The sequence below is a fragment of the Arthrobacter sp. KNU40 genome, assembly GCF_051515115.1.
Classification (GTDB): Bacteria; Actinomycetota; Actinomycetes; order Actinomycetales; family Micrococcaceae; genus Arthrobacter.
The window spans coordinates 3824502-3849179 of record NZ_CP195850.1; the positions used below are offsets into that span (position 1 = coordinate 3824502).

The 24678-nt window shown below is 62.4% G+C and carries 21 protein-coding genes; 7 read left to right on the forward strand and 14 right to left on the reverse strand.

The genetic code is table 11. The features are described from left to right. Nucleotides 1-2: 2 nt before the first annotated feature. The 6 genes from typA to ACSKT0_RS17775 all read right to left on the reverse strand — a co-directional run bounded on the left by typA (nucleotide 3) and on the right by ACSKT0_RS17775 (nucleotide 9836). Nucleotides 3-1931: a translational GTPase TypA gene (typA, locus tag ACSKT0_RS17750; protein ID WP_284980702.1), complete on the reverse strand. Its 1929-nt coding sequence runs from the start codon at nucleotides 1929-1931 to the stop codon at nucleotides 3-5. 296 nt (nucleotides 1932-2227) lie between these two features. Then, nucleotides 2228-3940: a dipeptide ABC transporter ATP-binding protein gene (locus ACSKT0_RS17755; protein WP_437770927.1), complete on the reverse strand. Its 1713-nt coding sequence runs from the start codon at nucleotides 3938-3940 to the stop codon at nucleotides 2228-2230. Nucleotides 3941-3951: 11 nt separating this feature from the next. Continuing rightward, complete coding sequence (locus tag ACSKT0_RS17760) at nucleotides 3952-4902, reverse strand: ABC transporter permease (RefSeq protein WP_236812066.1); 951 nt, start codon at nucleotides 4900-4902, stop codon at nucleotides 3952-3954. Next, the gene (locus ACSKT0_RS17765) at nucleotides 4892-5821 is read right to left on the reverse strand and encodes an ABC transporter permease (RefSeq protein ID WP_059387472.1); all 930 of its coding nucleotides are present in this window, start codon (nucleotides 5819-5821) and stop codon (nucleotides 4892-4894) included. The genes ACSKT0_RS17760 and ACSKT0_RS17765 overlap by 11 nt, the downstream gene beginning before the upstream one ends. A gap of 133 nt (nucleotides 5822-5954) precedes the next feature. Next, on the reverse strand, nucleotides 5955-7637 hold the full coding sequence (locus ACSKT0_RS17770) for a peptide ABC transporter substrate-binding protein (RefSeq protein WP_437770928.1): 1683 nt from the start codon (nucleotides 7635-7637) through the stop codon (nucleotides 5955-5957). A gap of 426 nt (nucleotides 7638-8063) precedes the next feature. Then, nucleotides 8064-9836, reverse strand: coding sequence for an ABC transporter ATP-binding protein (locus ACSKT0_RS17775; RefSeq protein WP_437774072.1), 1773 nt, complete (start codon nucleotides 9834-9836; stop codon nucleotides 8064-8066). Nucleotides 9837-9990: 154 nt separating this feature from the next. Here ACSKT0_RS17775 and ACSKT0_RS17780 point away from each other — a divergent pair, with 154 nt between their 5' ends. Continuing rightward, nucleotides 9991-10617, forward strand: a complete 627-nt coding sequence (locus ACSKT0_RS17780; RefSeq protein ID WP_437770929.1) for a PH domain-containing protein — start codon at nucleotides 9991-9993, stop codon at nucleotides 10615-10617. A 24-nt stretch (nucleotides 10618-10641) separates the two neighbouring features. Here the strand turns inward: ACSKT0_RS17780 and ACSKT0_RS17785 are convergent, their stop codons facing one another. From ACSKT0_RS17785 to ACSKT0_RS17800, 4 genes are all read right to left on the reverse strand, one after another. After that, the gene (locus tag ACSKT0_RS17785; protein ID WP_437770930.1) at nucleotides 10642-11736 is read right to left on the reverse strand and encodes an ABC transporter permease; all 1095 of its coding nucleotides are present in this window, start codon (nucleotides 11734-11736) and stop codon (nucleotides 10642-10644) included. Then, nucleotides 11733-13274 carry an ABC transporter permease gene (locus ACSKT0_RS17790; RefSeq protein WP_437770931.1) on the reverse strand — a complete coding sequence of 514 codons (1542 nt, stop codon included), beginning with the start codon at nucleotides 13272-13274 and terminating at the stop codon, nucleotides 11733-11735. Before ACSKT0_RS17790 ends, ACSKT0_RS17785 begins: the two co-directional genes overlap by 4 nt. 180 nt (nucleotides 13275-13454) lie before the next feature. Next, the gene (locus ACSKT0_RS17795) at nucleotides 13455-15230 is read right to left on the reverse strand and encodes an ABC transporter family substrate-binding protein (protein WP_345449152.1); all 1776 of its coding nucleotides are present in this window, start codon (nucleotides 15228-15230) and stop codon (nucleotides 13455-13457) included. A gap of 314 nt (nucleotides 15231-15544) precedes the next feature. Further along, entirely contained in the window at nucleotides 15545-16480 is a 936-nt protein-coding gene (locus tag ACSKT0_RS17800) for a hypothetical protein (RefSeq protein ID WP_437770932.1), read from the reverse strand. Between the two features lie 191 nt (nucleotides 16481-16671). Here ACSKT0_RS17800 and ACSKT0_RS17805 point away from each other — a divergent pair, with 191 nt between their 5' ends. After that, entirely contained in the window at nucleotides 16672-16875 is a 204-nt protein-coding gene (locus ACSKT0_RS17805; RefSeq protein WP_437770933.1) for a hypothetical protein, read from the forward strand. Nucleotides 16876-17129: 254 nt separating this feature from the next. Here ACSKT0_RS17805 and ACSKT0_RS17810 read toward each other — a convergent pair whose 3' ends face one another. Together ACSKT0_RS17810 and ACSKT0_RS17815 are read right to left on the reverse strand one after the other, a co-directional pair. After that, entirely contained in the window at nucleotides 17130-17324 is a 195-nt protein-coding gene (locus ACSKT0_RS17810) for a hypothetical protein (RefSeq protein WP_437770934.1), read from the reverse strand. Between the two features lie 199 nt (nucleotides 17325-17523). Further along, nucleotides 17524-19290 (reverse strand): GNAT family N-acetyltransferase, encoded by a 1767-nt coding sequence (locus ACSKT0_RS17815; protein ID WP_437770935.1) that lies wholly within the window; start codon nucleotides 19288-19290, stop codon nucleotides 17524-17526. Between the two features lie 84 nt (nucleotides 19291-19374). Between ACSKT0_RS17815 and ACSKT0_RS17820 the strand changes: the two genes are divergently transcribed. Continuing rightward, nucleotides 19375-20154 (forward strand): alpha/beta fold hydrolase, encoded by a 780-nt coding sequence (locus tag ACSKT0_RS17820; RefSeq protein ID WP_437770936.1) that lies wholly within the window; start codon nucleotides 19375-19377, stop codon nucleotides 20152-20154. A gap of 13 nt (nucleotides 20155-20167) precedes the next feature. Here ACSKT0_RS17820 and ACSKT0_RS17825 read toward each other — a convergent pair whose 3' ends face one another. Further along, nucleotides 20168-20680, reverse strand: a complete 513-nt coding sequence (locus tag ACSKT0_RS17825; RefSeq protein WP_437770937.1) for a hypothetical protein — start codon at nucleotides 20678-20680, stop codon at nucleotides 20168-20170. 110 nt (nucleotides 20681-20790) lie between these two features. Then, nucleotides 20791-21150: a type II toxin-antitoxin system RelE/ParE family toxin gene (locus tag ACSKT0_RS17830; RefSeq protein ID WP_437774073.1), complete on the reverse strand. Its 360-nt coding sequence runs from the start codon at nucleotides 21148-21150 to the stop codon at nucleotides 20791-20793. A 29-nt stretch (nucleotides 21151-21179) separates the two neighbouring features. Here ACSKT0_RS17830 and ACSKT0_RS17835 point away from each other — a divergent pair, with 29 nt between their 5' ends. The 4 genes from ACSKT0_RS17835 (at nucleotide 21180) to ACSKT0_RS17850 (ending at nucleotide 24607) form a co-directional block, all read left to right on the forward strand. Further along, the gene (locus ACSKT0_RS17835; protein ID WP_437770938.1) at nucleotides 21180-21872 is read left to right on the forward strand and encodes a histidine phosphatase family protein; all 693 of its coding nucleotides are present in this window, start codon (nucleotides 21180-21182) and stop codon (nucleotides 21870-21872) included. A 24-nt stretch (nucleotides 21873-21896) separates the two neighbouring features. After that, a complete protein-coding gene (locus ACSKT0_RS17840; protein ID WP_437770939.1) occupies nucleotides 21897-22451 on the forward strand; it encodes a DUF3090 domain-containing protein in 555 nt (184 codons plus the stop codon). Beyond that, nucleotides 22451-23218, forward strand: coding sequence for an SCO1664 family protein (locus tag ACSKT0_RS17845; RefSeq protein ID WP_437770940.1), 768 nt, complete (start codon nucleotides 22451-22453; stop codon nucleotides 23216-23218). The genes ACSKT0_RS17840 and ACSKT0_RS17845 overlap by 1 nt, the downstream gene beginning before the upstream one ends. Nucleotides 23219-23404: 186 nt before the next feature. Then, entirely contained in the window at nucleotides 23405-24607 is a 1203-nt protein-coding gene (locus ACSKT0_RS17850; protein WP_437770941.1) for a CAP domain-containing protein, read from the forward strand. The last annotated feature ends 71 nt before the right edge of the window (nucleotides 24608-24678 follow it).

A 24678-nucleotide genomic window follows, 5' to 3' on the forward strand; every position in this document is an offset into this window, starting at 1 on the left:
GATCAGACTTTGGCGCGTGCGCGGGTAGCCTTGGCGCGCTCGTTGGCGTCCAGGATCAGCTTGCGGATACGGATGGACTCCGGGGTCACCTCAACGCACTCGTCTTCGCGAGCGAATTCGAGGGACTCTTCGAGGGTCAGGTCGCGCGGCGGCGTCAGGTTCTCGAAGGTGTCGGAGGAAGCGGCACGCATGTTGGTGAGCTTCTTTTCCTTCGTGATGTTGACGTCCATGTCGTCGGCGCGCGAGTTCTCGCCGACGATCATGCCTTCGTAGACCTCGGACGTGGGCTTCACGAAGAAGGAGCCGCGTTCCTGCAGGTTGATCATGGCGAAGGGGGTGACGACGCCGGCGCGGTCGGCAACCATCGAACCGTTGGTGCGGTATTCGATGGGGCCGGCCCACGGCTCGTAGCCTTCGGAGATCGAGGAAGCGATGCCGGCGCCACGGGTGTCCGTGAGGAACTTGGTGCGGAAGCCGATGAGGCCACGTGCCGGAACGATGAATTCCATGCGGCACCAGCCCGTACCGTGGTTGGCCATGTTGGTCATGCGGCCCTTGCGGGCGGCCATGAGCTGCGTGACCGCACCGAGGTATTCTTCGGGCACGTCGATGGTCATGTGTTCCATCGGCTCGTGGATCTTGCCGTCGATGGTCCGAGTGACAACCTGCGGCTTGCCGACCGTCAGTTCGAAGCCTTCGCGTCGCATCTGCTCCACGAGGATGGCCAGGGCGAGCTCGCCACGGCCCTGGACTTCCCAGGCATCCGGACGCTCGGTGGGCAGAACCTTGATGGAGACGTTACCGATCAGTTCCTTGTCCAGGCGGTCCTTCACCTGGCGGGCCGTGACCTTGGCGCCCTTGACCTTGCCGGCCAGCGGCGAGGTGTTGATACCGATGGTCATGGAGATCGCGGGGTCATCCACCGTGATGAGGGGCAGCGGCTGCGGGTTCTCGGCGTCGGTCAGGGTCTCACCAATGGTGATTTCCTCGATGCCGGCAACAGCAACGATCTCGCCCGGGCCGGCCGAGTCGGTCGGAACTCGGTCGAGGGCCTTGGTGGCGAGGAGCTCGGTGATCTTCACGTTCTTCAGTTCGCCGTTGGCGCGCGCCCAAGCGACGGTCTGGCCCTTGCGGAGGGTGCCGTTGTAGATGCGCAGGAGGGCGAGGCGGCCGAGGAACGGGGAAGCGTCCAGGTTGGTGACGTGCGCCTGCAGGACACCGTTCGGGTTGTAGGTCGGCGCAGGGATGTGCTCGATGATCGTCTTGAAGAGAGGTTCGAGATCTTCGTTGTCCGGTGCCGAGCCATCAGCCGGCTGGTCCAGGGACGCACGCCCTACCTTGGCTGCGGCGTAGACCACGGGAACTTCCAGGATCTTGTCCAGGTCCAGGTCCGGAACTTCGTCCGCGAGGTCGGAGGCCAGGCCCAGGAGCAGGTCCATGGACTCGTGGACAACTTCTTCGATGCGGGCGTCAGGGCGGTCGGTCTTGTTGACCAGCAGGATGACGGGCAGGTGTGCGGCAAGGGCCTTGCGGAGCACGAAGCGGGTCTGCGGCAGCGGACCTTCGGAAGCGTCGACGAGGAGGACCACGCCGTCAACCATGGACAGGCCTCGCTCCACCTCGCCACCGAAGTCGGCGTGGCCGGGGGTGTCGATCACGTTGATGGTGATGGTTTCGCCGTTGGACGACGGGCCGTTGTAGGCAACCGTGGTGTTCTTGGCGAGGATGGTGATGCCCTTTTCGCGCTCCAAGTCACCGGAGTCCATGACGCGGTCTTCCAGGTGGTTGTGCTCGGCGAAGGAGTTGGTCTGCTTGAGCATGGCGTCGACCAGGGTGGTCTTGCCGTGGTCAACGTGGGCCACAATCGCGACGTTGCGCAGATCACTGCGCGATGCAGTGGCCGCGGCGGTGTTGGTGGTGGTTTCAGACATGCGTAATGGCTCGATTCAGTGGTGAAGTCAGCTGTTGTATCGCGACATTTCCAACCGGAACGCACGACGGATTAGCCCCTTTGACACAGGGCACCTTCCTAGAGTCTAAGCGCTGTGGTATTTATTGGCCTAAAAATCACCCTCTAAGCCGCCGAATTGTGCCCTTCATCACAATCGGCAGCGAACTCCCGGACGAGCCGGAAACAGCAAAAGAGCCGGGACCACTTCCCCCCACGGAAGTGGTACCGGCTCTTCTGCGCGCCAAGCTGGCACTCAGCGGACGGGCGTCAAGCCCGTCAAGCCACCACAGGCGGCAGCATCAGGCTGGCACCCGGGATCGCGTGAAGCAGGGCCTCGGTGTAGTCCTGCTGCGGCGAATCGAACACGTCATCAGTGCTGCCCGTTTCCACGAGCTTGCCCTTCTGCATCACGCAGACATGGTCGGCGATCTGCCGCACGACGGCGAGGTCGTGCGTGATGAACAAGTACGTCAGTCCAAGATTGGACTGGAGGTCGGCCAGGAGGTTCAGCACCTGGGCCTGCACCAAAACGTCCAGGGCGGAAACCGCCTCGTCGCAGATGATCACTTCGGGGTCGAGGGCCAGGGCCCGCGCGATCGCGACGCGCTGCCTCTGCCCGCCGGAGAGCTCGTTCGGGTACCGCTGCATGGTGGACTGCGGCAGCGCCACCTGGTCCAGTAGTTCCCGGACCTTCTTCTCGCGGCTGGCCTTGTCACCGATCTTGTGGGTCCGGAGCGGTTCCTCGATGGTCCTGAAGATGTTGTACATCGGGTCAAGCGAACCGTACGGGTCCTGGAAGATCGGCTGGACGCGGCGCCGGAACTTGAAGATCTCCCGGCTGTTCAGGGTCGAGGTGTCGACACCGTCGAACACGATCCGCCCCGACGTCGGCGCGAGCAGGTTGAGGACCATCTGGGCCACTGTGGACTTGCCGGAACCCGACTCCCCCACGATCGCCGTCGTCGTCCCGCGTTTGACGTTGAACGAGACGTTGTCCACCGCTTTGAAGTCCGTTGCCTTGCCGATTCCAGAGCGCAGCTTGAAGACCTTGCTGAGGCTCTCGACCTTCAGAACGTCGTCGGCCAATGCCTTTTCGACGACAGCTTCAGTGGGCGCCAGGAGTTCTTCCGTCTGGATTCCTTCAGCCTTGGCGGCCTGGATCCTCCGGGAAGCGAGGGATGGCGCCGAGGCGACCAACCGCTGGGTGTACGGGTGCTGAGGGTTACGGAGCAATTCGAGCGAAGGTCCGGCCTCCACCACGTTGCCGCGGTACATGACCACCACTTTGTCCGCACGCTCGGCAGCCAGGCCAAGATCGTGGGTGATGAGCAGGACCGCCGTGCCGAGCTCCGCCGTCATGGTTTCGAGGTGGTCCAGGATCTGCCGCTGCACCGTGACGTCCAGGGCCGACGTCGGCTCGTCGGCGATCAAGAGCCGCGGCTGGCAAGACAGGCCGATGGCGATCAGGGCCCGCTGGCGCATGCCGCCGGAGAATTCGTGCGGGTACTGCTTGGCGCGGCGTGCGGAGTCCGGCAGGCCGGCTTCCCCGAGGACGCGGGCGACGTCGGCAGGACCGCTGGGCTTGCCGTTGGCGCGCAGTGTCTCGCGGACCTGGTAGCCGATCTTCCAGACCGGGTTGAGGTTGGACATCGGATCCTGCGGAACCATGCCGATCGTGTTGCCGCGGAGCTCGATCATGCGCCGTTCCGGAGCATGCGAGATGTCCTCGCCGTCGAGCAGGATCTGGCCGCCGGAAACCCTGCCGTTCTCCGGGAGGAGACCAATGGCGGCAAGCGCCGTCGTCGACTTTCCCGAACCGGACTCACCAACAATGGCGACAGTCTCGCCGGGCATGATGGTCAGGTGCGCGTTCTTGACGGCCTGGAATTCGCCGCTCGCAGTCTGGAAGGAGATGGCGAGGTCGCGGATTTCCAGGAGCGGACGCTCTTCGGATCCTGCTTCGTCGATGGTGATGTTGGACGTTGTCATGATTGCCTCCTTCATCGCTTGCGGCTCTTGGGATCAAGGGCGTCACGCAGCGCGTCGCCAAGCATGATGAAGCTCAGGACCGTGATGGACAGTGCTGTTGCGGGGAACATCAGCACCTCGGGGTTGGTGCGCAACGTGTCTTTCGCTGCGGAAATGTCGTTACCCCAGGACATGATGCTGCCGGGCAGCCCGATGCCAAGGAAGGACAGCGTTGCTTCCGTCACGATGAAGACGCCAAGCTCCATGGTGGCCAGGACGATGATCGGCGCAAGCGCGTTCGGAACCACGTGCCGGACCAGCGTGCCGATCTTGGAGACGCCGAGCGAGCGTGCGGCGGTGACGAAATCCGCGTTGCGGACCTCGATCACGGCACCGCGGGTGATGCGGGCCATCTGCGGCCAGCCGAGCATCACGATGACCATGACCACCGTGAACACGCTCTTGTTCTCGCGGAAGAAGGGAAGCTGGGTAACAACCAGCGCACCGAGGACCAAAGGCAACGCGAAAAAGATGTCGCCAATGCGGGCAATGATGGTGTCAACCCAGCCGCCGAAGAAGCCTGCCAGCGCACCGAGGGTGACCCCGATGATCAGGACGAAGATGACGGAGACAACGCCGACAGTCAAGGATGCCTGCGTGCCGTGGATGACGCGCGAGTAGATGTCACAGCCCTGGAAGGTGAATCCCAAGGGGTGGCCGGCAGAGGGACCCGCGAGGGAGTCGCCCAGCTGGCAGTTGTCGTTCGGTGCTGTCTGCGTGAACAGGCCAGGGAAGAACGCGACCACGAGGAGCAGCAGAATCATGAGCGCCGAGATGATGAAGAGCGGCCGACGGCGGAGCTTCCGCCAAGCATCCGCCCACAGGCTCAGGGGTGCTGCGTCGACCTTGAGGGTATCGGTCGCCAGCAGCGGTGTCTCGTCGATGGGGGCAACAAAGTGCTCGATCTGACGGTTACTTTTCATAACGGATCCTCGGGTCAAGCCAGGCGTAAAGGAGATCCACCAACAGGTTGGCGGCAACGAAGACCAGTACCAGCACGCTCACAATGGCGACGACGGTGGGGCCTTCGCTGCGGATCACTGCTTGGTAGAGCTTCTGGCCGACGCCGGGCACGTTGAAAATGCCTTCGGTGACGATCGCGCCGCCCATCAAGCCACCCAGGTTCGCGCCCAGGTAGGTGACCACGGGAATCATGGAGTTTCGCAGGATGTGGGCCAGGACCACGCGGGGGCGCGAGAGGCCTTTTGCGGTTGCGGTCCGGACGTAGTCGGCGTTCATGTTTTCAATGACCGAGGCGCGGGTCAGGCGCAGCACGTAGGCAAAGGACACGAGGCCCAGGACCGTGGCCGGAAGGATCAGGGTGCCCCAATCCGCGTTGGATCCAACGGTCGGTTTCGCCCAGCCGAGCTGTACGCCAACGACGAGCTGAAGGACGAAGCCTAGGACGAACGTCGGTACGGCAATGACCACGAGGGACGCGACCAGCACGGTGGAGTCGAAGATCTTCCCCTTGCGCAGGCCGGCAATCAGGCCGAAGGCCACACCGAAGACAGCCTGGATGGCCAGGGCCTCGACGGCGAGCATGGCTGTGACCGGGAAAACGCGGCCAAGGGTGGCGGCGATTGGCTGGCCGGTGAAGTCCACCCCGAGGTTGAACGTGAAGAGGTTCTTGAGGAACAGGCCGTACTGGACCCAGAACGGCTGGTCGAGGTTGTATTGCTGGCGCAGCGCGGCAATGACGGACTCGCTCGGCGGTCGGTCGCCGAACAGGGCGCGGATGGGGTCGCCCGGGAGGGCAAAGACCATGAAGTACACGAGCAGGGTGGTTCCCAGGAACACGGGAATGACCTGCAGCAGACGCCGGAGGATGTACTGGGTCACAGCAACGGTTCCTTAGCGCTCTTGAAAATGTGGGGATTCATTAGGGACAGCTTTCGTGCCGAATCAAGGCATGGGGGCCCGGTTTTTGGCCGGACCCCCATACGCTAACGAGCTTGGAACAAGTCCAGTAGGACTACTTTGCAGTGATGTTGTAGTACAGCAGGACGCCGTTCCAGCCGGAGTCAACGTTGCTAACGTTCTGGCTCCATACGGCCTGGCGTGCCTGGTACCACAGGGGCAGGTTCGGAAGGTCCTTGAAGAGGATTTCCTGCGCCTGGGTGAACTTCTTGTTGGCGTCGTCCGTGGACTTGGAAGCCAGGCCCTCGGTCAGCAGCTTGTCGAACTCAGGGTTGCTGTAACCCTCGTAGTTGGCGCTGGCTCCGGTCTTCAGCAGCGGGCCGAGGAAGTTGAACAGCGACGGGTAGTCTGCCTGCCAACCGGCGCGGGTGAAGCCCGGAAGGGTCTTGGCCGTGCGGAGGTTCAGGATCTCGGCGAACTTGGCGAACGGCTGGCCTTCGGCCTTGATGCCGAGGTTGTTCTTCAGGTTGTTGGCAACGGCGTCAATCCATTCCTTGTTGCCACCATCGGTGTTGTACGCGAGCTGAAGAACCTTGTCGGCGGGCCACGGGCTCATGGCGTTTGCCTTGGTCCAGAGGTCCTTGGCCTTCGCGGCGTCGAACTTCAGAACGTCGGAGCCGGTCACGTTGGCGTTGTAGCCATCGATGGACGGGGACGTGAAGTCCTTCGCAGGAATGCGGGTGCCGTTGAAGACAACCTTGGTGATCTCATCGCGGTTGATCGCCATGGAGATGGCCTGGCGGCGCAGCTGGCCGGCGGGTCCCTGGAACTCAGGCAGGTAGTTCGGGATGTTCAGGGTTGCGTTGCCGGCGTAGGCCTTGTTGAGGCTGTGGTCCGGGAAGTCCGTGGTGTAGGTCTTCAGCGCGTTCGTCGGCAGGACGTCGGTAACGTCAAGGTTGTTGGCCTGGACGTCCGTGTAAGCCGGAGCCGGGTCGGTGTAGAACTTGAAGGTCACGCCGCCGTTCTTGGCCATACGCGTGCCCTGGTAGTCCGGGTTCTTGACGAGGGCGATCTGGCTGTCGTGCTGCCAGGCACCCTTGGCGGCCATCTTGTACGGGCCGTTGCCGATCGGGTTTTCGCCGAAGGCCTTCGGGTCCTTGAGGGCGTCGGCCGGAAGCGGCATGAAGGCGGAGTAGCCGAGGCGCTGCGGCCAGTCGGCCTCCGGCTGGGCCAGCTTGACCGTGATGGTCGAGTCGTCCTTCAGCACCAGGCCGGACATGGTCTGGGCGGTCGGTGCGGGAGTCGACGTTGACTTTCCGTCCGCGCCCTTGGTCTTCGTAACGGCGCTGACTGCGTCGTAGCCTTCGATGGATTCGAAGAAGCTGCTGCTGGACTGGGCGTTCGTGCTCAGTGCGGCGAAGTTCCAAGCATCAACGAAGCTCTTGGCGGTGACTGCCTCGCCGTTGGTGAACTTGGCGCCCTTCTTGACCTTGATGGTGTAGTTCTGGCCGTCGCTCGTGTCAATGGATTCCGCGAGTGCGTTCACGGACTTGCCATGGGCGTCGTAGCTGGTCAGGCCTTCGAACAGGAGGTCGACAACGCGGCCACCGTACACCTCGTTGGTGTTGGAAGGGATCAGGGGGTGCTGGGGTTCATTGCTGTATGCGGTGATGATTTTGTTCGGATCGCCGGCAGCGGTCGGGCCACTGCTTCCGGAGCCAGAGCTGCCGCATCCGGTGAGGGCAAGTGCGGCGACTGCCAGCAAGCCAAGAGCTTTGGAAGTGCGCGAAAAACGCATTCCGCCTCCTATGGATTCAGGGGGATGGGTCGGGGCAACTCATAGCTGCCCCCGGGGCCGGACACAGAATTATCCTGTGACGCGGCCTACATGGATGTGTAATCCTAACCACACCTTGTCCGAAATATGGAATCCCATTGGCATGAACAGTGAAGTGTGCACTTGACAGTTTCAGTAATGAAGCAGTCATTTCAAGTAAATGAAGCAGTCATTTCACGCAATAGGTGTTCCCTTGCTAAACTCGACATGCCTGTCCCTTATCTTTCCCCGGAATGTAGGGCTATTTCTGGCACCCAAAGAGGTACAACAGACACACCCGGCGCCTCAAACAACCACGAAAACAACCACGAAAAAGAGCCCCTGCCGGCCAATGGCCACAGGGACTCTTTTGCGGTTGCGGCAGCAGCCGCGAACTGCTCCGGGTTGCTACTCGATCCCGGCGGCCATGAGCTGGGCGCGCAGTTCCCGACGCTCACGCTGCTTCTCAGGGTCCGGAAGCGGCACCGCTGCCAGCAGCCTCTGCGTGTACGGCTCCTGCGGATTGCGAAGGATCTGCTCCCGGGTGCCCTGTTCCACGATCCGGCCCCGCTGCATCACGCAGATCCGGTCTGCGAGCACATCAACCACGGCAAGGTCGTGCGTGACGAACAGGCACGCGAATCCCAGCTCCCTCTGCAGGTTCTGGAAAAGTTCCAGGACCTTTGCCTGCACCGAAACGTCGAGCGCCGACGTCGGCTCATCCGCAACCATGAGCTTGGGCTGAAGGGACAGCGCCCGGGCAATGCCGACGCGCTGCTTCTGGCCACCTGACAATTCATGCGGATATCGGTTGCGGTAGCCACGCGGCAGTTCCACCTGGTCCAGGAGAGTCTCAATCCGTTTCTGCAGATCGACGCCCTTGGCGACCCCGGCGAGATACATCGGTTCGCCGATGCTTTCGCCGATGGGCAGCCGCGGGTTCAACGACGACGACGGATCCTGGAACACCATGCCGATGTCCCGCCGCACTTCGTGCAGTTGCTTTCCGTTCCGCTTCGCGGCGGAAATGTCCTGCCCCACCACACGCATGCTGCCCGCGGCTACAGGCAAGAGCCCGACGGCGGCGCGTCCAATGGTCGTTTTGCCCGACCCGGACTCGCCGACAAGGCCTACCACCTGGCCGGGGTAGATCACGAGGTTGGCCCCCTCGACGGCTCGGAACGCGGGAACCCGGCCCTGTTTGGGGTACTCGATGGCCACGTCGATCAGTTCAAGCACGGGCTCGCCCTTGGGCTTGGCTGCTTCTTCCGCCGCTGCCTTCAAAGCAGCCTGGTTCTCGAGTTCCCGGCGGACCAGCTCATCGTGGTCGACCGATTCCAGCTCAGCGTGGGTAGCGGCAGCCAATGCCGCGGTGACGTCGACGTCGGCGCTGTCAGCACCCTGTCCCAAGTGGGGAACAGCAGCGAGAAGAGCTTGCGTGTATTCGTGCTGCGGGTTACTGAAGATCTGCTGGGCAGTGCCGCTCTCCACGATGACGCCCTGGCGCATTACGGCAATTCGATCGGCGAGGTCGGCCACAACGCCCATGTCGTGTGTGATGAGGACGATAGCGCTGTCCAGTTTGTTGCGCAGGTTCCGCATCAGATCCAGGATTTCAGCCTGGACAGTCACATCCAAGGCAGTGGTGGGTTCGTCTGCGATTAGTAGTTTGGGATCGCAGGACAACGACTGCGCGATCATGGCTCGCTGCCGCTGGCCGCCGGAGAGCTGGTGCGGATACGATTTGAAGGCCTTCTCCGGGTCCGGCAGCTCCACCAGCTCGAGCATGCGCAAGGCCCGCTGCCTCGCTTCATCGGGGGAGATCGAGTTGTGCAGCCTGATCGTCTCCACTATCTGTGTACCCACGGTGTAAACGGGGTTGAGCGCGGTCATGGGCTCCTGGAAGATGACCGCAACATCCTTGCCCCGGACTTCCCGGATGTTGCCTGACTTCTCACCTAGCAGCTCCTTGCCCGAGAGCTTGACGCTCCCCCGGACACGGCTGTTGCTGGGCAGCAAGCCGAGCAGTGCCATGGAGCTTGCGCTCTTGCCGGAACCGGACTCACCGACGATCGCGAGGACCTCGCCGGCCCTGACCTCGTAGTTCAGTCCAATGGCGGCAGGGACCCATTTCTTGTCCACACCGAAGTCGACGCTGAGATCGCGTACTTCCAGGACCATGGCCCCGCGCGTGCTCTTATCCGACTCGGTCTCGAGGTGGGTGGCCTCCGGTTCGGGGCTGGCGTTGTCAGTCATGTTGGGTCTTCCCTTCCGACCGGGCCACCCTCCAAGGGGTGATTAGTGAAGTGGCCCGGAATCCTGAATTATTAGGGGCATGAGCAGAGCGCCGTATGCCGGAAATGTCGAAATTTTCAAGGCCCGCACCAGCAAGATATTCGCTTGGATCTGCTGGGCAGTTGCCGTTTTCGGAGTGGTCGTTACGCTCGTGGCAGCCGGACCGCGAGCCCTTCCCGGAGCCACTCCCCTGCTCTTCGTGGCGTTTCTTGGCTGGTTGCTCTTCTGGCGCCCGGTTGTGGTGGTCCGCGATTCCGGCGTCGCGCTGGAGAATCCCTTCCGGACCATCGATGTTCCGTGGGATGCCCTCGTGCAGGTTGATACCCGCTACGCCCTCACGCTGGTGACACCCCGCAAGAAGTATCCGGCGTGGGCTGCTCCCGCGCCGGGAATCTGGGGTGGGCGCAATGCCCGCCCAGAGCACCTCAAAGGACTCCCGGGCACCACCTACGGCCCCAACAGCTCGGTTCGCCCCGGAGATCTCAAGAACACCGATTCCGGCGCCGCGGCGATCCTCGTGCGCACCCGTTGGCAGGACCTCGTAGAGGCCGGGCGTGTGGAACCCGGCCGGGCTGAAGACGCTTCGGTGACCGTTGCCATCGGATGGTTCCGGATAGCAGCCACGGCAGTCCTGGCCGCGGCCAGTTACTGGGCGGTCTTCCTTTAGGAGGTTTCCCTGGACGGGTAGCACTCAGCTGCCTTTCGAGGCGTCGGCAAGCGGCGCCGTCGTGCTCGAGTGGCGCGTGGTTTCGACGGCGGTCTTGGCTTTGAACTTCTTCTGCCGCGGATCGAAGGCGTCCCGCAGGCCGTCTCCGATGAAGTTGATGCTCAAGCAGATGAGGATGATGAATAGGCCTGGGAACCAGAACAGCCACGGCCTCGTGGCAAACGCTTCTTGGTTCTGGGCAACCAGCAGGCCGAGCGAGGTGTCGGGAGCCTTCACGCCGAGGCCCAGGTAACTGAGGGCCGTCTCGAGCAGGATCGCCGCGGACATGGTCAGCGTCACGTTGACGATCAGCACACCGACGGCGTTGGGGAGGATGTGCTTGAAGATGATCCTTGCGTTGGACGCTCCGGAGATCCTGGCTGCGTCTACGAACTCCCGTTCGCGCAGGGTCAGGAATTCACCGCGGACCAGGCGGGCGAGGCCCACCCAGCTCACAAAGCCGAGAAAGATGCCGAGGACGACGACGCCGTTGTTGGCGGCAAATCCGGTCAGCCAGCTTCCCTCATCCCTGCGGTTGGCTATCTGGCCAACAACGGCCGCGAGGAGCAGCAACGGAATGATGATGATGACATCGGTGAGACGCATGAGGATGGCTTCGACCCAGCCGCGGAAATAGCCGGCGAGTCCCCCGACGATTGCGCCGACCGCGCCGGCGATGCCGCCGATCAGGACCATGACCGTAATGGACTGTTGCGCACCGCGCATGGTCATGGCAAACAGATCGCGTCCAATTCGGTCCTGGCCAAAGGGGTGTTCTCCCCAAGCGAGTGGCCAAAACGAGGAGGTGGGGACGCCGTCATTGACCAAAGGCGAAACATCCACATGGTTGTACTTCCACCATCCGGGAATCCCGAATGCGCCCACCGAGGTGAAAGCAAGCAGGAAGATCACTGCAAAAACCGCGAGCCCGATCAGGGCGCCGGTGTGGCCGAAAAACCGCTTGCGGACAATCTGGCCCTGGCTCAGGCCGCTGGTAACTTCGCTGCTTGCGTGGGTGGCTGCAGCTTCGGCAAGCGCCTGTTGCGCGAGGAGTTCTTCCTCTTGGGTTGGCTGGCTCATGCTTTGATCCTTACGCGTGGGTCGAGCGCGGAGTACGCGAGGTCCGCTATCAGGTTGAAGACCATGGCGGTGATTGCAACACAAAGGAACACGCCCATCACCGGGTTCGGGTCAGTGTGCAGCAATCCGTCGATGAACAGGAATCCCATGCCCCGAACGGAGAAGACCGTTTCCGTGATCACGGCACCACCGATCAACGCGCCGATGTCAAAGGCGACGATCGTTGCAATCGGGATCAAGGCGTTCCGGAAGGCGTGGCCCATGATCACGGAACGTTCGCTCAGGCCCTTTGCCCGCGCAGTCCGGATGTAGTCCATGTTCATGATTTCGAGCATCGACGAGCGTGTGAACCGGGTGTAGCTGGCCAACGACACAAGGATGAGGGCAATCGTCGGCAAGATGAGGTGGGTCAAGGTGTCTGTCGACATGATCCAGAAATCGCCCTGGATGTTCGGGGTTCCGGCCCCGATTGTGGCGATCGGACGCCCGCGCACCCGGCTGTTGTTGAAGTAGGACGGCCAAGCCTGCATGAATTTGTCCACGACCACCAGGAACCCGACCAGGAAGGCGGTCAGTCCTGCCGCGCGCATGGACTGGCCGCGGTCGTAACCGCCCATAAAGTACCCCACCGCGACGCCAACCAAGATGGTGGCGATTGCCAGGAGGAAGATCATGAGCCCGGTCGCGTCATTGAGCAGCGGTTGCACAGCGAAGTAGGCAACCACGCCGATGCCCACCACGATCAGGCTCGATTGGAGGGCCTTGCGGTTTTTGAGTCCGGAAACCAATATCGTGATTCCGAAGGCGATTCCCACACCCATGATGGCGATGATGACCGGCCCCAGGCCCGGATTGCGGAACCATTGGGTCAGCGAGAAGTAGAAGAGAATAAGCGAAACGGCCGCAAAGACCGAGCCTCCGACGATCAGTCGACGCTTCACCGCACCGCCGACGACGACGGCCCCGATGACGCCCAGGACGGCCCCGATTCCAAGAGCCACGACCGGCGGTATTTCCGGATTTCGCAGGAAGTCATTAAAGCCGATGGCACCGAATTCCTTCAGGAGAACGGCTACCCAGAAGATCGGCAAGGAGAAGAACAGGAACGCCATGAAGGTTACGCCGTAGTCCAACGCGCTGTACTGGCGGAGTGCCGTCACGATGCCGAGCGAAATGCCAATGAGGATCGCAAGAATTGTCGCACCGGTAACGAGCGTCAGGGTTTGGACCAGCGCGAAGCCGAGCGCCTCCGTGATTGGCTGCCCAGCGATGTTCTTACCGAGATTGCACGCATTGCCGAAGGGAACCAGACACTGGGCGGCGCCCCCCAACCACTTGAAATAGCGCAGCGGCGCCGGCGTGTCGAGATCTAGCAGATTGATTCGCGCATCCATCAGTGCTTGCCGGTTCGGCGCGCTGCTGGTGCGGAGCTCTTCCAAGGGGTCTCCGGACAACGCCGTCAGGAGATACACCAGGAAGGATGCTCCAAGGAGTATGAATGCGGCGGTTACGAGCCGCCGGACGATATAGGTCACCATGGTGAAGAACCTCGAAATCCAGGCCCGGGGTCTCCGGCGCCTATCGCAGAATCGTGCCCCTTCCCTGCTTGAGGTCGGTGGGGAAGCAGACAATGTGCCGGTTCGCCAACCCGAAGGCGCCGGGACCATGTTACGTCGGTCCCGGCGCCTCGGCTGGCGATATTGCGCGCTAGTTGGGCCTTACTTCTGAGCCCACTCCCAGAAGTTCCACCAAACGCCAGTCTGGTTCGGCATGAGTTTCACACCGGTGATGCGGTCGCTGTAGGCGTCCACGTTCACGGACTGGAAGAGCGGCACACCGTAAGAGCTGTCCCAGATCTTCTTGTCGATCTGCTTCTGCAGATCGTCCTGCTTGCTGCGGTCGGTGGTGACCACGAGCTCTTCCATCAACTTGTCAGCGTCAGTGTTGCTGAACTGGTTGAAGTTGTTGCCACCAGCGGTCTTGAAGATCTGCGGAACGCCGGAGACACCGACGCCCGGGTTGATCCAACCGAAGATGGTGGCATCGTAGCCGCCCTTGCCCAAGGCCTTGCCCCAGTCGGACTTGCCCAGGCCGCCGTCGACGATCTTGAAGCCCGCCTTGGTGGCGGATTCGCGGATCAGCGAGAAAGCGTCAACACGGTTGGGGTTGTCCTTGTTGTACATGATGCGGATTTCCGGAGTAGCGCCGTTCAGGAGCTTCTTGGCGCCATCAATGTCCACGTCCTGGAAGGCCGAGGAGCCATTGTTCTTGGCGGAATCAGCGTACGCAGCCTGCTGGGGAACGAAGATCTGCGAGTCCAGCGGCTTTGCGTTCGGATCAAGCTTGCCGATGATCTTGCTGACAATGTCCTTGCGGGGCACAGTCTTCATGAAGGCGGTACGTACGTTCTGGTCGGCCAGCGGACCCGAGAAGTTCAGGTCCAAGTGGTCGAAGGCCAACTGGTTACCCTGATCAACAGTGACGCCCTGGCTGGAGAGTGCCTTCAACTGTTCGAGAGTGTCCGCGGAAGCCTGCGGGGCAATGATGTCCGCCTCGCCGTTCTTGAGGGCCTGCACCTGGGCCGGTGCCGAACCGATGTACCGGACGGTGATTTCGTCAAGGTTTGGAGTCGGTCCCCAGTTGTAGTCCTTGTTGCGGACCATCGTGAGGGACTGGTCCTGGTTCATGCTCTTGACGATGTAAGGACCGTTTGAGAGGAACAGGGTCGGGTCAGCGGGAAGCGTCTTCGTGTCGAAGCCGGTGTTCCACATGTCCGACATTGCCTTCAGCTTCGCGTCGGCGGGAAGCGGTGCCTTGGAGTCGCCGCGCGGCTTGCTCTTGAAGAAGTCAATCAAGGCCTGAGTGTCCTTCAGGCCGGCCTTCTGCGCGAGGACGTGGGCCGGAACGTCAATGCCGGGACCACCAAGCACGATCTCCCAGTCAGCGAACGGCTTGGAGTACTTGAGCGTGAGGGTCTTGTTGTTGTTGCTGATCTCCGGGAAGTCCGTCAGGCTGAGGCCCGTGTTATCACCAGCGTAGGAGAAATAGGACGTACCCGTCTTTGCCTTGGGGTCGGCGTCGTCGTAGTAACCGGAGAAGGCCGCCCACTGCAGGAGGAGGTCAGCTGCCGAGACCGGGGTGCCGTCAGACCACTTCACACCATCGTTGATGGTGTACTTGACGGTCAGGGGGTTGTCCGAGACCTTCTCCATCTTGCCGAACTTGTCGTTGTGAACGACGTTCAGCTTGTTGTCGATGTAGTAGAAGCCCGAGTGCGTTGCGTAGCTGACCTTGGAGTTAATGTCAGTGTTGCCGTCGGCTGTGTTGGGGTTGAACGTGTTGAAAGCGTTGACCTCGACCACAGTGGCCGTGCCACCCGTCTTGGCTGCTCCGGTGGACGGGGTATTGCCACCGGAATTGCCGGCACAGGCGCTCAGTGCGATCGCGGCGATTGCCGCAATTCCCACTGCTTTGGAAGTACGTCCGAAACGCATTCCGCCTCCTATTTTTTTGAGTGGAAAAAGCCGGCGCTGTTGACTCCGGCAGACTGCCACAACCCCCTCAGCAGGCTTGTGGCTCGTCTCACATGAGCAGTAGCCTAGCGCCCGGAACGGATGTTTGGGTCTAAAGTTTCCCGTCGGTAAAGTTTGTTATCGAGATGCAATCATTGAAGGACGTCCAAGTGGTTCCGCGATTCACGGCGACATGACAAGAGCCCCGATTCACGGCGAATCGGGGCTCTTGTCAGTTAATTCCCCATCACTGAAGCGTGTTTGGCGCGAGCTCTGGCCCGGGGCCGCCTGCTGCGCTAGCCGATCCAGGTCCCTCGGGTTGAGGACCAATAAACGGTCCCATGGTCAAAAGATTGGGCCCAGACTCCGAATCCGGAATAATATTCGCCCGTTCGAGGCAGTCCCAACCGTCCGTTAGGCCCGCCGTTGTTCCACCATGCAGAGCCGATGCCACCGTCAACACCGAACGAGTTGCCCACCGCACCGTTCCACACGACGGTGCCGGCCTCGAAGAGCTGGTAGGTGCCACCGGGTGCCCAGATTTCTTCGGTCCGCGGATATCCATACTGGTAGACGCCACCCATGGCGTCCCAGCGTCCGAGGATGCCACCGCGCACTGAATGTGTTCCTGTTCCGGCAGACCAGTAGTAGTACCCCCGCTGGAACTTCTGGCTCGCGCCGTTGCGGTATGCGTAGCCTTCTGCTTCCAGGGGATAGCCGAGGGCTGACGATGGACCGCCCGCATTCCACCATGAACCGGCGATGCCACCGCGGACCGGGTGGGCGCCCGACCATGGCGACCAAAGGATCCAGCCACTGGTGAAGTCCTGGACGCGGCCACCAGGAACGTCGTGCTCCTCGGTCTTCGGCAGGCCTACGTGCGCAAAGTAGGCGCCTCCATCCCCGTTCCACTCCTGGTAAATGGCTCCCCGCACGCCGTACGTCCCGAACCGCGGGCTCCAGACGATCGTGCCCTGCTCGAAGTCCTGGGCGCTCCAGCCGCTTCCGTCCCAGGCGCCGTACTCGGAATTTGTCGGCTGACCGTACCAGTACCAGCCCGAGTTCGTGTTCCAGTAGTCCCCAATGGCGCCGCTCGGGCCGTAGATAGATGCGGCAACCTGGGCATTCCGTGACGCTTCGACGGATTGCGGAGGCGCTGCCTGCGCTTCCGTCCCGACGAGCGCCAGCGCTAACGTGACTGCCGCAGCGATTAATGTCGATTTCAGCTTCATGAAGTTGTCCCCCTATTTGATTTTTCGGATCATTCCGGCCGGCTCGAGCTTCGTCGCGCAGCCTGCAAAATGGCGGCACGATTGCTCGCGTCAAGCCATTCTTGGAGAACCATATTCCAAAGTTGCCCTGGTGGCCCGGTTTGACCCGCCACGGGGTATCCACACATCAGCTTGGGGTCTACGTTGGGTTTATGGGCGAAAAATTCACGTATGAGGGCGGTCCCCGCGACAAAGAACGCAGCGAGGGCGAGGTATCGGACTTCCCGGAGATTCACCCCGGCGGAGAGTACCAATGGTCTGGTTTGGCGCACGGCCAACCGCCAACCGACGAACCTGCTATTGAGTCCGACGACGGCGAGCCCGCGACCGTCGTCTGGTACCCGAAAACCGACTAACCCGGTTAGTCTCGCTTTCCCCCGCACGCAGGCTTAGTCTTTCATCAATTCACTGGTCTATTTGGGGGAATCATGGTCTCAACCCGCTTCATTCGGCGTGCCTTTATCGGGGTAGCCGTCGGCTTGGCGCTTGCCGCGTGCGGCGCACCGGCCTCAGAAGTACGAAACTTACCAAGCCAAACAGCGGTGATTACGTCCACCGCGTCGCCAAGCTTCAGCGCCAGTCCGACTTTTTCTTCGCCGTCGCCTTCTGCTCAGGCCCCCACGACGGCGGCCGCTGCTCCGCCGTCGGCGGCGCCGGTCGCCGTCGTACCAGCTCCCGCCGCACCAGCCCCGGCGGCACCGGCACCCGCAGTACAGGCGCCGGAGCCGGTTGTACCAGCCGCACCAGCGGACCCTGTCCCCGCTGCCCCGCAACCCCCAGCGCCGACCACCATCCAAGGAATCATCCCTGGAGCCTTTTGCCCGAATGCCGACGTCGGCATGCAAGGGGTTGCCGCAAACGGCCGGACTTACGTCTGCGGAGGCAAAGGCGCCGACAAAAACGGCCACTATCACTGGAATGTCTAAAGACGCTGCCGTCAGTCGTAGGGCTGGACCCATGCCTACTCGAAACTCACCGACGAGGCGGAGGCGCCGAGAAGGTGCCTACAGGCGCCGTTTCAGCCCTACGTGGGCGGTCCGATATCCGAGGCGTGTGTAGAAAGCGCGAGCCCGTTCCCGTGCTTCGTCGGTGGTTACCTGTGCCAGTTGCGCGCCACGCGCACGCCCAAAATCGTGTGCCCACTCAAGCATCGCGGTGCCCAATCCATGTGAACGCTCGGCGGCCGCAACTCGCAGCCCCTCGATCTGAAGCCGGGAAGAACCACCCCGGGAAAGACCTGGAATGACGGTCAATTGCATCGTGGCAACGATGCAATCGGAATCATCGCGGACAACCCCCAGATAGTTGGAGTTGTCGCGAACAACCAGGTTATAGGCCGCTTCGTATCGTTCGAGCTCGACGCACTCACGATCGGGACCGAACTGATCATCCGACAGCAGGGTGGCGATGGCCTCAACATCATCGCGACTCGCCCGTTCCAGCCTGAAGGTCCGGCCCGCCACACGCAGCAGTCCTCGAACCGAGGATCGCGCATCTGCCTGCAACCGAGCGACCAGCAGATCAAGCCATCCGCCGACGTTCGCTCGAGCCTCAACAGTGTCGGGATAACGGCATCTCAAGTGCAGACCGGACTCGTCCAGGATGAACCAAAGCATCACGCCGTCGGTGTCGATTGTCGCGCTCACATACTGGGCGTCGAGTCCCACGGAGTCGATTCGCACCGGTAGTCTGCGCAGGTCCAGCCAGGAGATCGCAAACATACCAGGAGCTACGGGCATGCCGCCCCATGGAGCCAGCACGTCCGCGAGCGGCCACGAGCCAAGCTGCACAGCCTCTTTTACCGCCGCAGCTGCGGCGCGCGGCTCGGCGACCCCGGACTCAAGTACCGAGTTGGTAATGAACCAGCCGACTGAGTCATGCCAGTTATCGTCGAAGCGGCTGTGCACGGGAAAAACGGCTCGCAGCGGGGTTCCCGCCAACTCGCGGGTCACCGCTGTCATCGCAACGACAGCGAGCGCTAGCGTCGAGACACCGTCGTTGCGGGCCTGTGCGGCAAAGGCGGCACCGTCGTCGAGATCGAACACATCGCGGACCTCTACCCGCTCGCGCTGCGGATCGGACGCACCCAGGGGCAGGGGGAATTGCGGCATGACGCCGCCGCTGTCCCCGATGATGTCTTCCCATCGGTGACGCACGTGGTCCGGCGCGGTATTCCGATCCAGCAGTGCTTGGGTGTGTTCGACAAAAGCCGGCACTTGCCCGGGCAATGGTTCACGGCCTGCGCTCCCAGCATCGAGCGCCGACAGCAGGTCCCGCGCGATCACCAGCATCGACCACATATCGACGTGGGCGTGGTCGGCTGCAATCACAACCGTGAGTCCAGCAGCAGTCTCCAATACGCACAGCCGGTGTGACGGCTGTTGGTATGGCGAACATGCGGCATCGAGAATGTCCCGCACCGCGTCATTGACCGCCTGGCCAGGAGACACCTGATGCTCCACCCAGGTTCCAGGAGCAATATCAATTTCGTGAAGCTCCGGATCACCATCCACACCGGGCACGAAGGCGGTTCGCAGTGTGCCGTGACGGGCGATGACAGCCAGCCAGGCTTCGGCAATTGACTCACGACGAGTTGGCCTAGGCAGCCGAAAGGACATCGCCATCCAGGAGCCGGGCCGGGAGCCCGCTCCCACATGGAGCCGCTGGTCAAAGGACACTGGAAGACGTCGGTCGAGCGCCGACACACTGACGTCGTAGCCCCAAAGTCGTCCGAATGGTAGGCGCAGGTGCGTGACGTTGGTCAGCCGCATGGCAGTATCCTATCGCCCCAGATAGCCTGAATGTTCAACGCGACTGCTCGACAGGACGCGGTCAGTCACGAAACGAGGAGCCTGATGCCCACTTTCGAGGTTCCCGGAGCCGAGCTTGCGGTTGCGTTGAGCGACGAAGGCGGACACCCGGTTGTCCAACTGCATGGCCTCACCTCAAGCCGGGCGCACGACCGGGTACTCAATCTCGACCTCGGACGAGGGCTTAGCGGAACTCGACTGCTGCGGTATGACGCACGTGGCCATGGCAGGTCGACCGGGCGGAAGGTCCCAGCGGATTATCAATGGCAAAACCTCGCCGACGACCTCCTGCGACTGCTCGACCACTGGTTTCCGGGCGAACGCGTCCACGGAGTCGGTCCCTCCATGGGTACAGGCACACTTTTGCACGCCGCTTCCCGCGAGCCAGACCGGTTTACCGGGCTCACGCTCATGGTGCCACCCACCGCGTGGGAAACCCGAGCTGCACAGGCTGCAAACTACCGGGTTGCTGCGGCGCTTATCGAATCCGTTGGTGTCGAGGCGTTCCTCGCCAGCACCCGCGGAGCACCTCCGCCGCCGGCGACCATTGGTGCGCCGGAGACGGTGCCCGACGTCGACGACACGCTATTGCCTTCAGTGTTTCGAGGCGCGGCACTCAGCGATCTTCCTGCCCCTGGGGTCGTCGCGCGAATCGACGTACCGACGACAATCCTGGCGTGGGTCGATGATCCGGGCCACCCGCTGTCAACGGCGGAATCCCTTGCCGCACTGCTCCCCCAAGCAACACTGACGGTGGCCCGCACCCCGGGAGATGTCGAAACTTGGCCCAATATTCTGAGCCAGGATGTCGCCGGTTGGGGTTAGGACGGGATGATCGTTACCCGATCAGGTAGACCATGCCACGCCCCTCCTCGGCAAGATTGGTGGCGAAGACCCGAGCCCGGCGAAGATAGCCAACGGCATACTCGACGTCAAGGTCCCGATCGACACATGGCGAATCCGGCAACCGCAGCCTCACCTCCGCATCAGGGATATCGTCCAGGTCCTGGGCAATCGCCAAAACCTCGGACGGAGTCAAGGCCCTTACCCACGGATCCCAACCTTCGCCATGCATGGTCACGTTGCCTTCAAACATACGAAAAGCGGGTCGCGCCGCCATGGCGGCCCCCAATGGGGCCGTGAGAACCTGCAGATGCCGCCATGCCTTGTCCAGATAGAGCATGTCGCGCTCAGATATCAATTGCTCGAAGGTGGTACCACTGGTCCCGACACCAGGGTCAAGGCCCCAAGCATCAGCAAGCGGATCGACCGACACGAAGGTCATCGGGTCGGAAAGCACCTGTTCAGTGAGGTCGCCGTCGAATGCATATGCGTAATATCTGATTCCCATTCACCAAGTATTGCCAAATGCAAGCTGCGCAGGACGGGTGAGTTGCGTTATGTGGATAACTCGCGAGATGAACTGTACCGGCATGTCGATGACCAGCCGCACCGATTTGTTCACGCGACCTTGAGAGGCGTCATGGCCGCGATCTGCCCAGCCGCACGATCTTCGGCAACGTCGAGATCGTAATGCGTCTGCAGGTTGAGGCAGAACTGAGCCGACGTTCCAAAATACTTGCCGAGACGTAGTGCCGCGTCGGGTCCAGCGTCTGTCCACCTGAAGCAGATCCGCCACTGGTCGTTGATCCTGATGCTGTATTGACCGGCCCGGTCACCTTTCAGTGCTTCGAGCCGGTTCCCGGCGGAACGCGGAGATCGCCACGACGTTGGGCTGCGCGCAGGATCCGGAGGAGGAGCGGTTCGCTGTGGACCGTCCGAGCCCCCGATTCCCCGCCGGCTGAAAAATATCGGCTCCACCGCAGCGAGCGGGTGGTTAGGCTGGGTGGATGGCAACAGTTATCCTCGTGCGGCACGGCCGGACCACAGCCAATGCTACTGGGCTGCTAGCCGGGCGGGCGGTCGGCGTCAGCCTGGACCAGATCGGGCGCGATCAGGCGGCTCTGACCGGAGACCGGCTCGCGGCCGTGCCCTTGGTCGCGGTGGTGTCGAGCCCTCTTGAGCGTTGTCAGCAGACCGCCCAGCTCATCATCGATCGCCAGGCTGGCACGCCGTACGCGCCGGTCGATCCCGATCTCACCGAGTGCGATTACGGCCAGTGGCAGGGCCGCACGCTCAGTGATCTCGCGACCGAGGAACTGTGGCCGGTTGTGCAGTCCCAACCGTCCGCCGTCGTCTTTCCCGGCGGTGAATCCATGGCCGCGATGCAGGCTCGGTCGGTTGCAACGGTTCGACGCCACGATGCAGCCTTCGAGGCCGAGTACGGGCAAGGAGCCGTGTGGGTGGCGGTGAGTCACGGTGACATCATCAAGTCAATACTCGCCGACGCGCTGGGCATGCACCTTGACCTGTTCCAGCGTATTACCGTGGGGCCCGGCTCCGTATCGATCGTGCGCTACGGCGCTAGTCGGCCGAGCGTCTACGCGACCAACACCGACGCGGGTGATCTGTCGTGGCTGTCGAACGGCATCCATGCTGGCGATGCGCCGGTGGGCGGCGGTGCAGGGCAACCGGCGCCGTGAACCTCATGTGCCTAGAATACTGACATGCCTACACGCGTTCACGAGTTTGCCTGGCCTGATCGGGTCGTCGTCGGCACCATCGGCCTTCCCGGGGCGCGCACGTTCTACCTGCAGGTGCGCGCAGGGACGCAGATCGTGAGTATTGCCCTGGAGAAGCAGCAGTCGGCTCTGCTCGCAGAGAAGATCGACGAAATTCTCGACCAGCTCATCACCGTCGAGGGCAACCCCTTCAGCGTTCCCACGAGTACTCCCATTGAACTTGTTGACAATGACCAGCTCGAGGCCGTTGAGGAGCAGTTCCGCACCGGCGCCATGACCTTAGCTTGGGACCCGACGACGGCCCAGGTTGTGCTGGAGGCCTACCCCATCACCGATGTCGATGCTGATGACAACGACGCGTCGCTTGATGAGGACGGCGCTAACGAGCCTGAAATGCTGCTGGTGCGGATGCCGGTCGGCACCGCCCGCGCATTCGCCAAGCGCACCCGTGAGATCGTGGGCGCCGGGCGTCCGACATGCCCGCTCTGCGGATACCCCATAGACGCCGACGGGCACATCTGCACCCTTCCCGAAGTCTGATGCCAAAGCCGGACCTTGTGACCGCCGAGCTGACGCTCACCGGCCGCATCACGACGGCTTCAAACGCTACATTTCTGGGCCGCATCGGCGACGTGATGGTCGTCTATAAGCCGATAGCAGGCGAAACTCCGCTGTGGGATTTTCCCCACGGCACCCTGGCTCACCGGGAGGTGGCCGCCTACTTGGTCTCGCAGGTCTTCGGCTGGAACATCGTGCCTCACACCTGGCTGCGCAATGGTCCGATGGGCGAAGGAATGGTGCAGCTCTGGCAGGAGCAAGACCCCGCCCAAAACGCCGTGAACCTGGTCGCGACGGACCATGTGCCGGAGACAGGCTGGAAACACGTTCTCGAGGGACGAGATGAGAACGGACGGATGGTCACCCTCGTTCACGAAGACTCGCCAGCGCTCAGACGCATAGCGGTGTTCGACGTCGTCGTCAACAACGCCGACCGCAAGGGGGACCACATTCTTGCCATGACGGACGGACACCGGCACGGCGTGGACCATGGGCTCACCTTTCACCGTGACCACAAGCTGCGCACGGTGCTGTGGGGATGGCTGGGAGACCCCCTGGCCCCCGAGGAATGCGACGGCATCGATCGTGTCAGTGAAGGACTCCACGGCAGGCTGGGCCGAAACCTGGCGGAATTGCTCAGCGCCGAAGAAATCGCATCCCTAGCCGCGCGCTGCGCCCGGTTGCGCCTGGCAGGGCGGTTTCCGGCTCCAAGCGGTGAGATGTCAGCGGTGCCCTGGCCCCTGTTCTAAGGGAATTGGGCCGGCATGGAGCGTTCGGCTTGGGGCGGGGGTCGATTCGCCGATGTGTGGTATTTGTTCCGCAGGATTTACCAAGGTTTTCCCCACATCACCGTAAATCGTGCATTCAGCCGTTGATGTTCGGGCAGACTTATACCGTCTCCCGGCATTCCCACCCGGCACTCAATCTAGGGACCCATGAAATCACGTCCTACCCGCATGTCCGCGGTGACCCTCGGCCTGCTGCTCTCGCTGTCCGGCGGCCTTATCGGCGCCACCACCTCTACCGCCGCTCCGGTTCCCGCGGCCGTGCCGGCCTCCACCTACTCTGACGCCTTCGCTAAGAAGACTTTGGACCTGATGAATGCAGAGCGCGCCAAGGTCGGCGCCAGGCCCCTGGTGTGGAACCAGCGGATCGCCGACGTTTCGCAGGACTGGGCGAACCATCTTGGCGTCGCCACGATGGACCCCGCCTTCAACTTCGCCACCATCCACCGGGCGGACGCCGGCGGCTCGCTCATCCCCGCGGATGCCAGCATGTATCGGGAGATCATCGGCTTCAATTTCACGCCGGAACAGATCGTCAACTGGTGGATCAACTCTCCTAGCCACAAGGCCGCCATGCTGGATCCACGGCTTACCGACGGCGGCCTCGGCTACGTCGTCCCCACCTCCGGACCGTACCAGGGCTGGCACTTAGTAGTCTCCAACATGGCTGCCTACCCGATGACCAACCCTCCTGCCGCGCCGGGGTCGAAGTCCCCGATCGGGGCCAAGGCTGCCTCGTACAACGGTTCGATCGGGACCGCGACCAGCCCGGAGGTTTCCGGGCTCAAGTACGGCGGCTCCTTCCAGTGCTACCAGGTCGGCTGCATCCTGTACTCCCCAGCTTCCGGGGCGCACCTGACCATGGGTGCCATCCGCAGCAAATGGGCTGAAACCGGATTCGAGAACGGGCCCCTGGGCTACCCGGTCACCGACGAGGTGCCGGGACTCCGGAACGGCGGAATATACCAGGAGTACCAGAGCGGAGCCATTCTCTGGTCCCCGGCCACGGGTGCCCACATCTCATTCGGCGGCATCCGCACAGTGTGGGCCGCGACCGGGTTTCAGGACGGACGCCTGGGCTACCCGGTCACCGACGAGATCGCCGGGCTTCGGAACGGCGGCGTGTATCAGAACTACCAGAACGGGGCCATCATCTGGTCCCCCGCGACTGGTGGCTTCGTCTCCTCCGGCGGGACCCGCGCCATCTGGGGCTCCACCGGTTTCGAGAACGGCAGGCTCGGGTACCCGACGAGCAATGAGTACGCGACCGGCCCGGGTGGTGCTGTAGCCCAGAACTACGAGGGCGGCGTGATCCACTGGACGCCGACGGGATGGTGGGTCACCTACATTTAGGCCCGCCTGTAAACGTCTCCTTCGCTTCACCGACACGGGGCGTTCGGCGCTCACCGGCAGAACGAGGAACC

Bases quoted from the DNA above. Each gene is read 5' to 3' on its own strand.
- typA (WP_284980702.1), bottom strand. From the start codon at position 1,931: ATGTCTGAAACCACCACCAACACCGCCGCGGCCACTGCATCGCGCAGT.
- ACSKT0_RS17755 (WP_437770927.1), bottom strand. From the start codon at position 3,940: ATGACAACGTCCAACATCACCATCGACGAAGCAGGATCCGAAGAGCGT.
- ACSKT0_RS17760 (WP_236812066.1), bottom strand. From the start codon at position 4,902: ATGAAAAGTAACCGTCAGATCGAGCACTTTGTTGCCCCCATCGACGAG.
- ACSKT0_RS17770 (WP_437770928.1), bottom strand. From the start codon at position 7,637: ATGCGTTTTTCGCGCACTTCCAAAGCTCTTGGCTTGCTGGCAGTCGCC.
- ACSKT0_RS17775 (WP_437774072.1), bottom strand. From the start codon at position 9,836: ATGGTCCTGGAAGTACGCGATCTCAGCGTCGACTTCGGTGTGGACAAG.
- ACSKT0_RS17780 (WP_437770929.1), top strand. From the start codon at position 9,991: ATGAGCAGAGCGCCGTATGCCGGAAATGTCGAAATTTTCAAGGCCCGC.
- ACSKT0_RS17785 (WP_437770930.1), bottom strand. From the start codon at position 11,736: ATGAGCCAGCCAACCCAAGAGGAAGAACTCCTCGCGCAACAGGCGCTT.
- ACSKT0_RS17790 (WP_437770931.1), bottom strand. From the start codon at position 13,274: ATGGTGACCTATATCGTCCGGCGGCTCGTAACCGCCGCATTCATACTC.
- ACSKT0_RS17795 (WP_345449152.1), bottom strand. From the start codon at position 15,230: ATGCGTTTCGGACGTACTTCCAAAGCAGTGGGAATTGCGGCAATCGCC.
- ACSKT0_RS17800 (WP_437770932.1), bottom strand. From the start codon at position 16,480: ATGAAGCTGAAATCGACATTAATCGCTGCGGCAGTCACGTTAGCGCTG.
- ACSKT0_RS17805 (WP_437770933.1), top strand. From the start codon at position 16,672: ATGGGCGAAAAATTCACGTATGAGGGCGGTCCCCGCGACAAAGAACGC.
- ACSKT0_RS17810 (WP_437770934.1), bottom strand. From the start codon at position 17,324: ATGATTCCTTGGATGGTGGTCGGCGCTGGGGGTTGCGGGGCAGCGGGG.
- ACSKT0_RS17815 (WP_437770935.1), bottom strand. From the start codon at position 19,290: ATGCGGCTGACCAACGTCACGCACCTGCGCCTACCATTCGGACGACTT.
- ACSKT0_RS17820 (WP_437770936.1), top strand. From the start codon at position 19,375: ATGCCCACTTTCGAGGTTCCCGGAGCCGAGCTTGCGGTTGCGTTGAGC.
- ACSKT0_RS17825 (WP_437770937.1), bottom strand. From the start codon at position 20,680: ATGGGAATCAGATATTACGCATATGCATTCGACGGCGACCTCACTGAA.
- ACSKT0_RS17835 (WP_437770938.1), top strand. From the start codon at position 21,180: ATGGCAACAGTTATCCTCGTGCGGCACGGCCGGACCACAGCCAATGCT.
- ACSKT0_RS17840 (WP_437770939.1), top strand. From the start codon at position 21,897: ATGCCTACACGCGTTCACGAGTTTGCCTGGCCTGATCGGGTCGTCGTC.
- ACSKT0_RS17845 (WP_437770940.1), top strand. From the start codon at position 22,451: ATGCCAAAGCCGGACCTTGTGACCGCCGAGCTGACGCTCACCGGCCGC.
- ACSKT0_RS17850 (WP_437770941.1), top strand. From the start codon at position 23,405: ATGAAATCACGTCCTACCCGCATGTCCGCGGTGACCCTCGGCCTGCTG.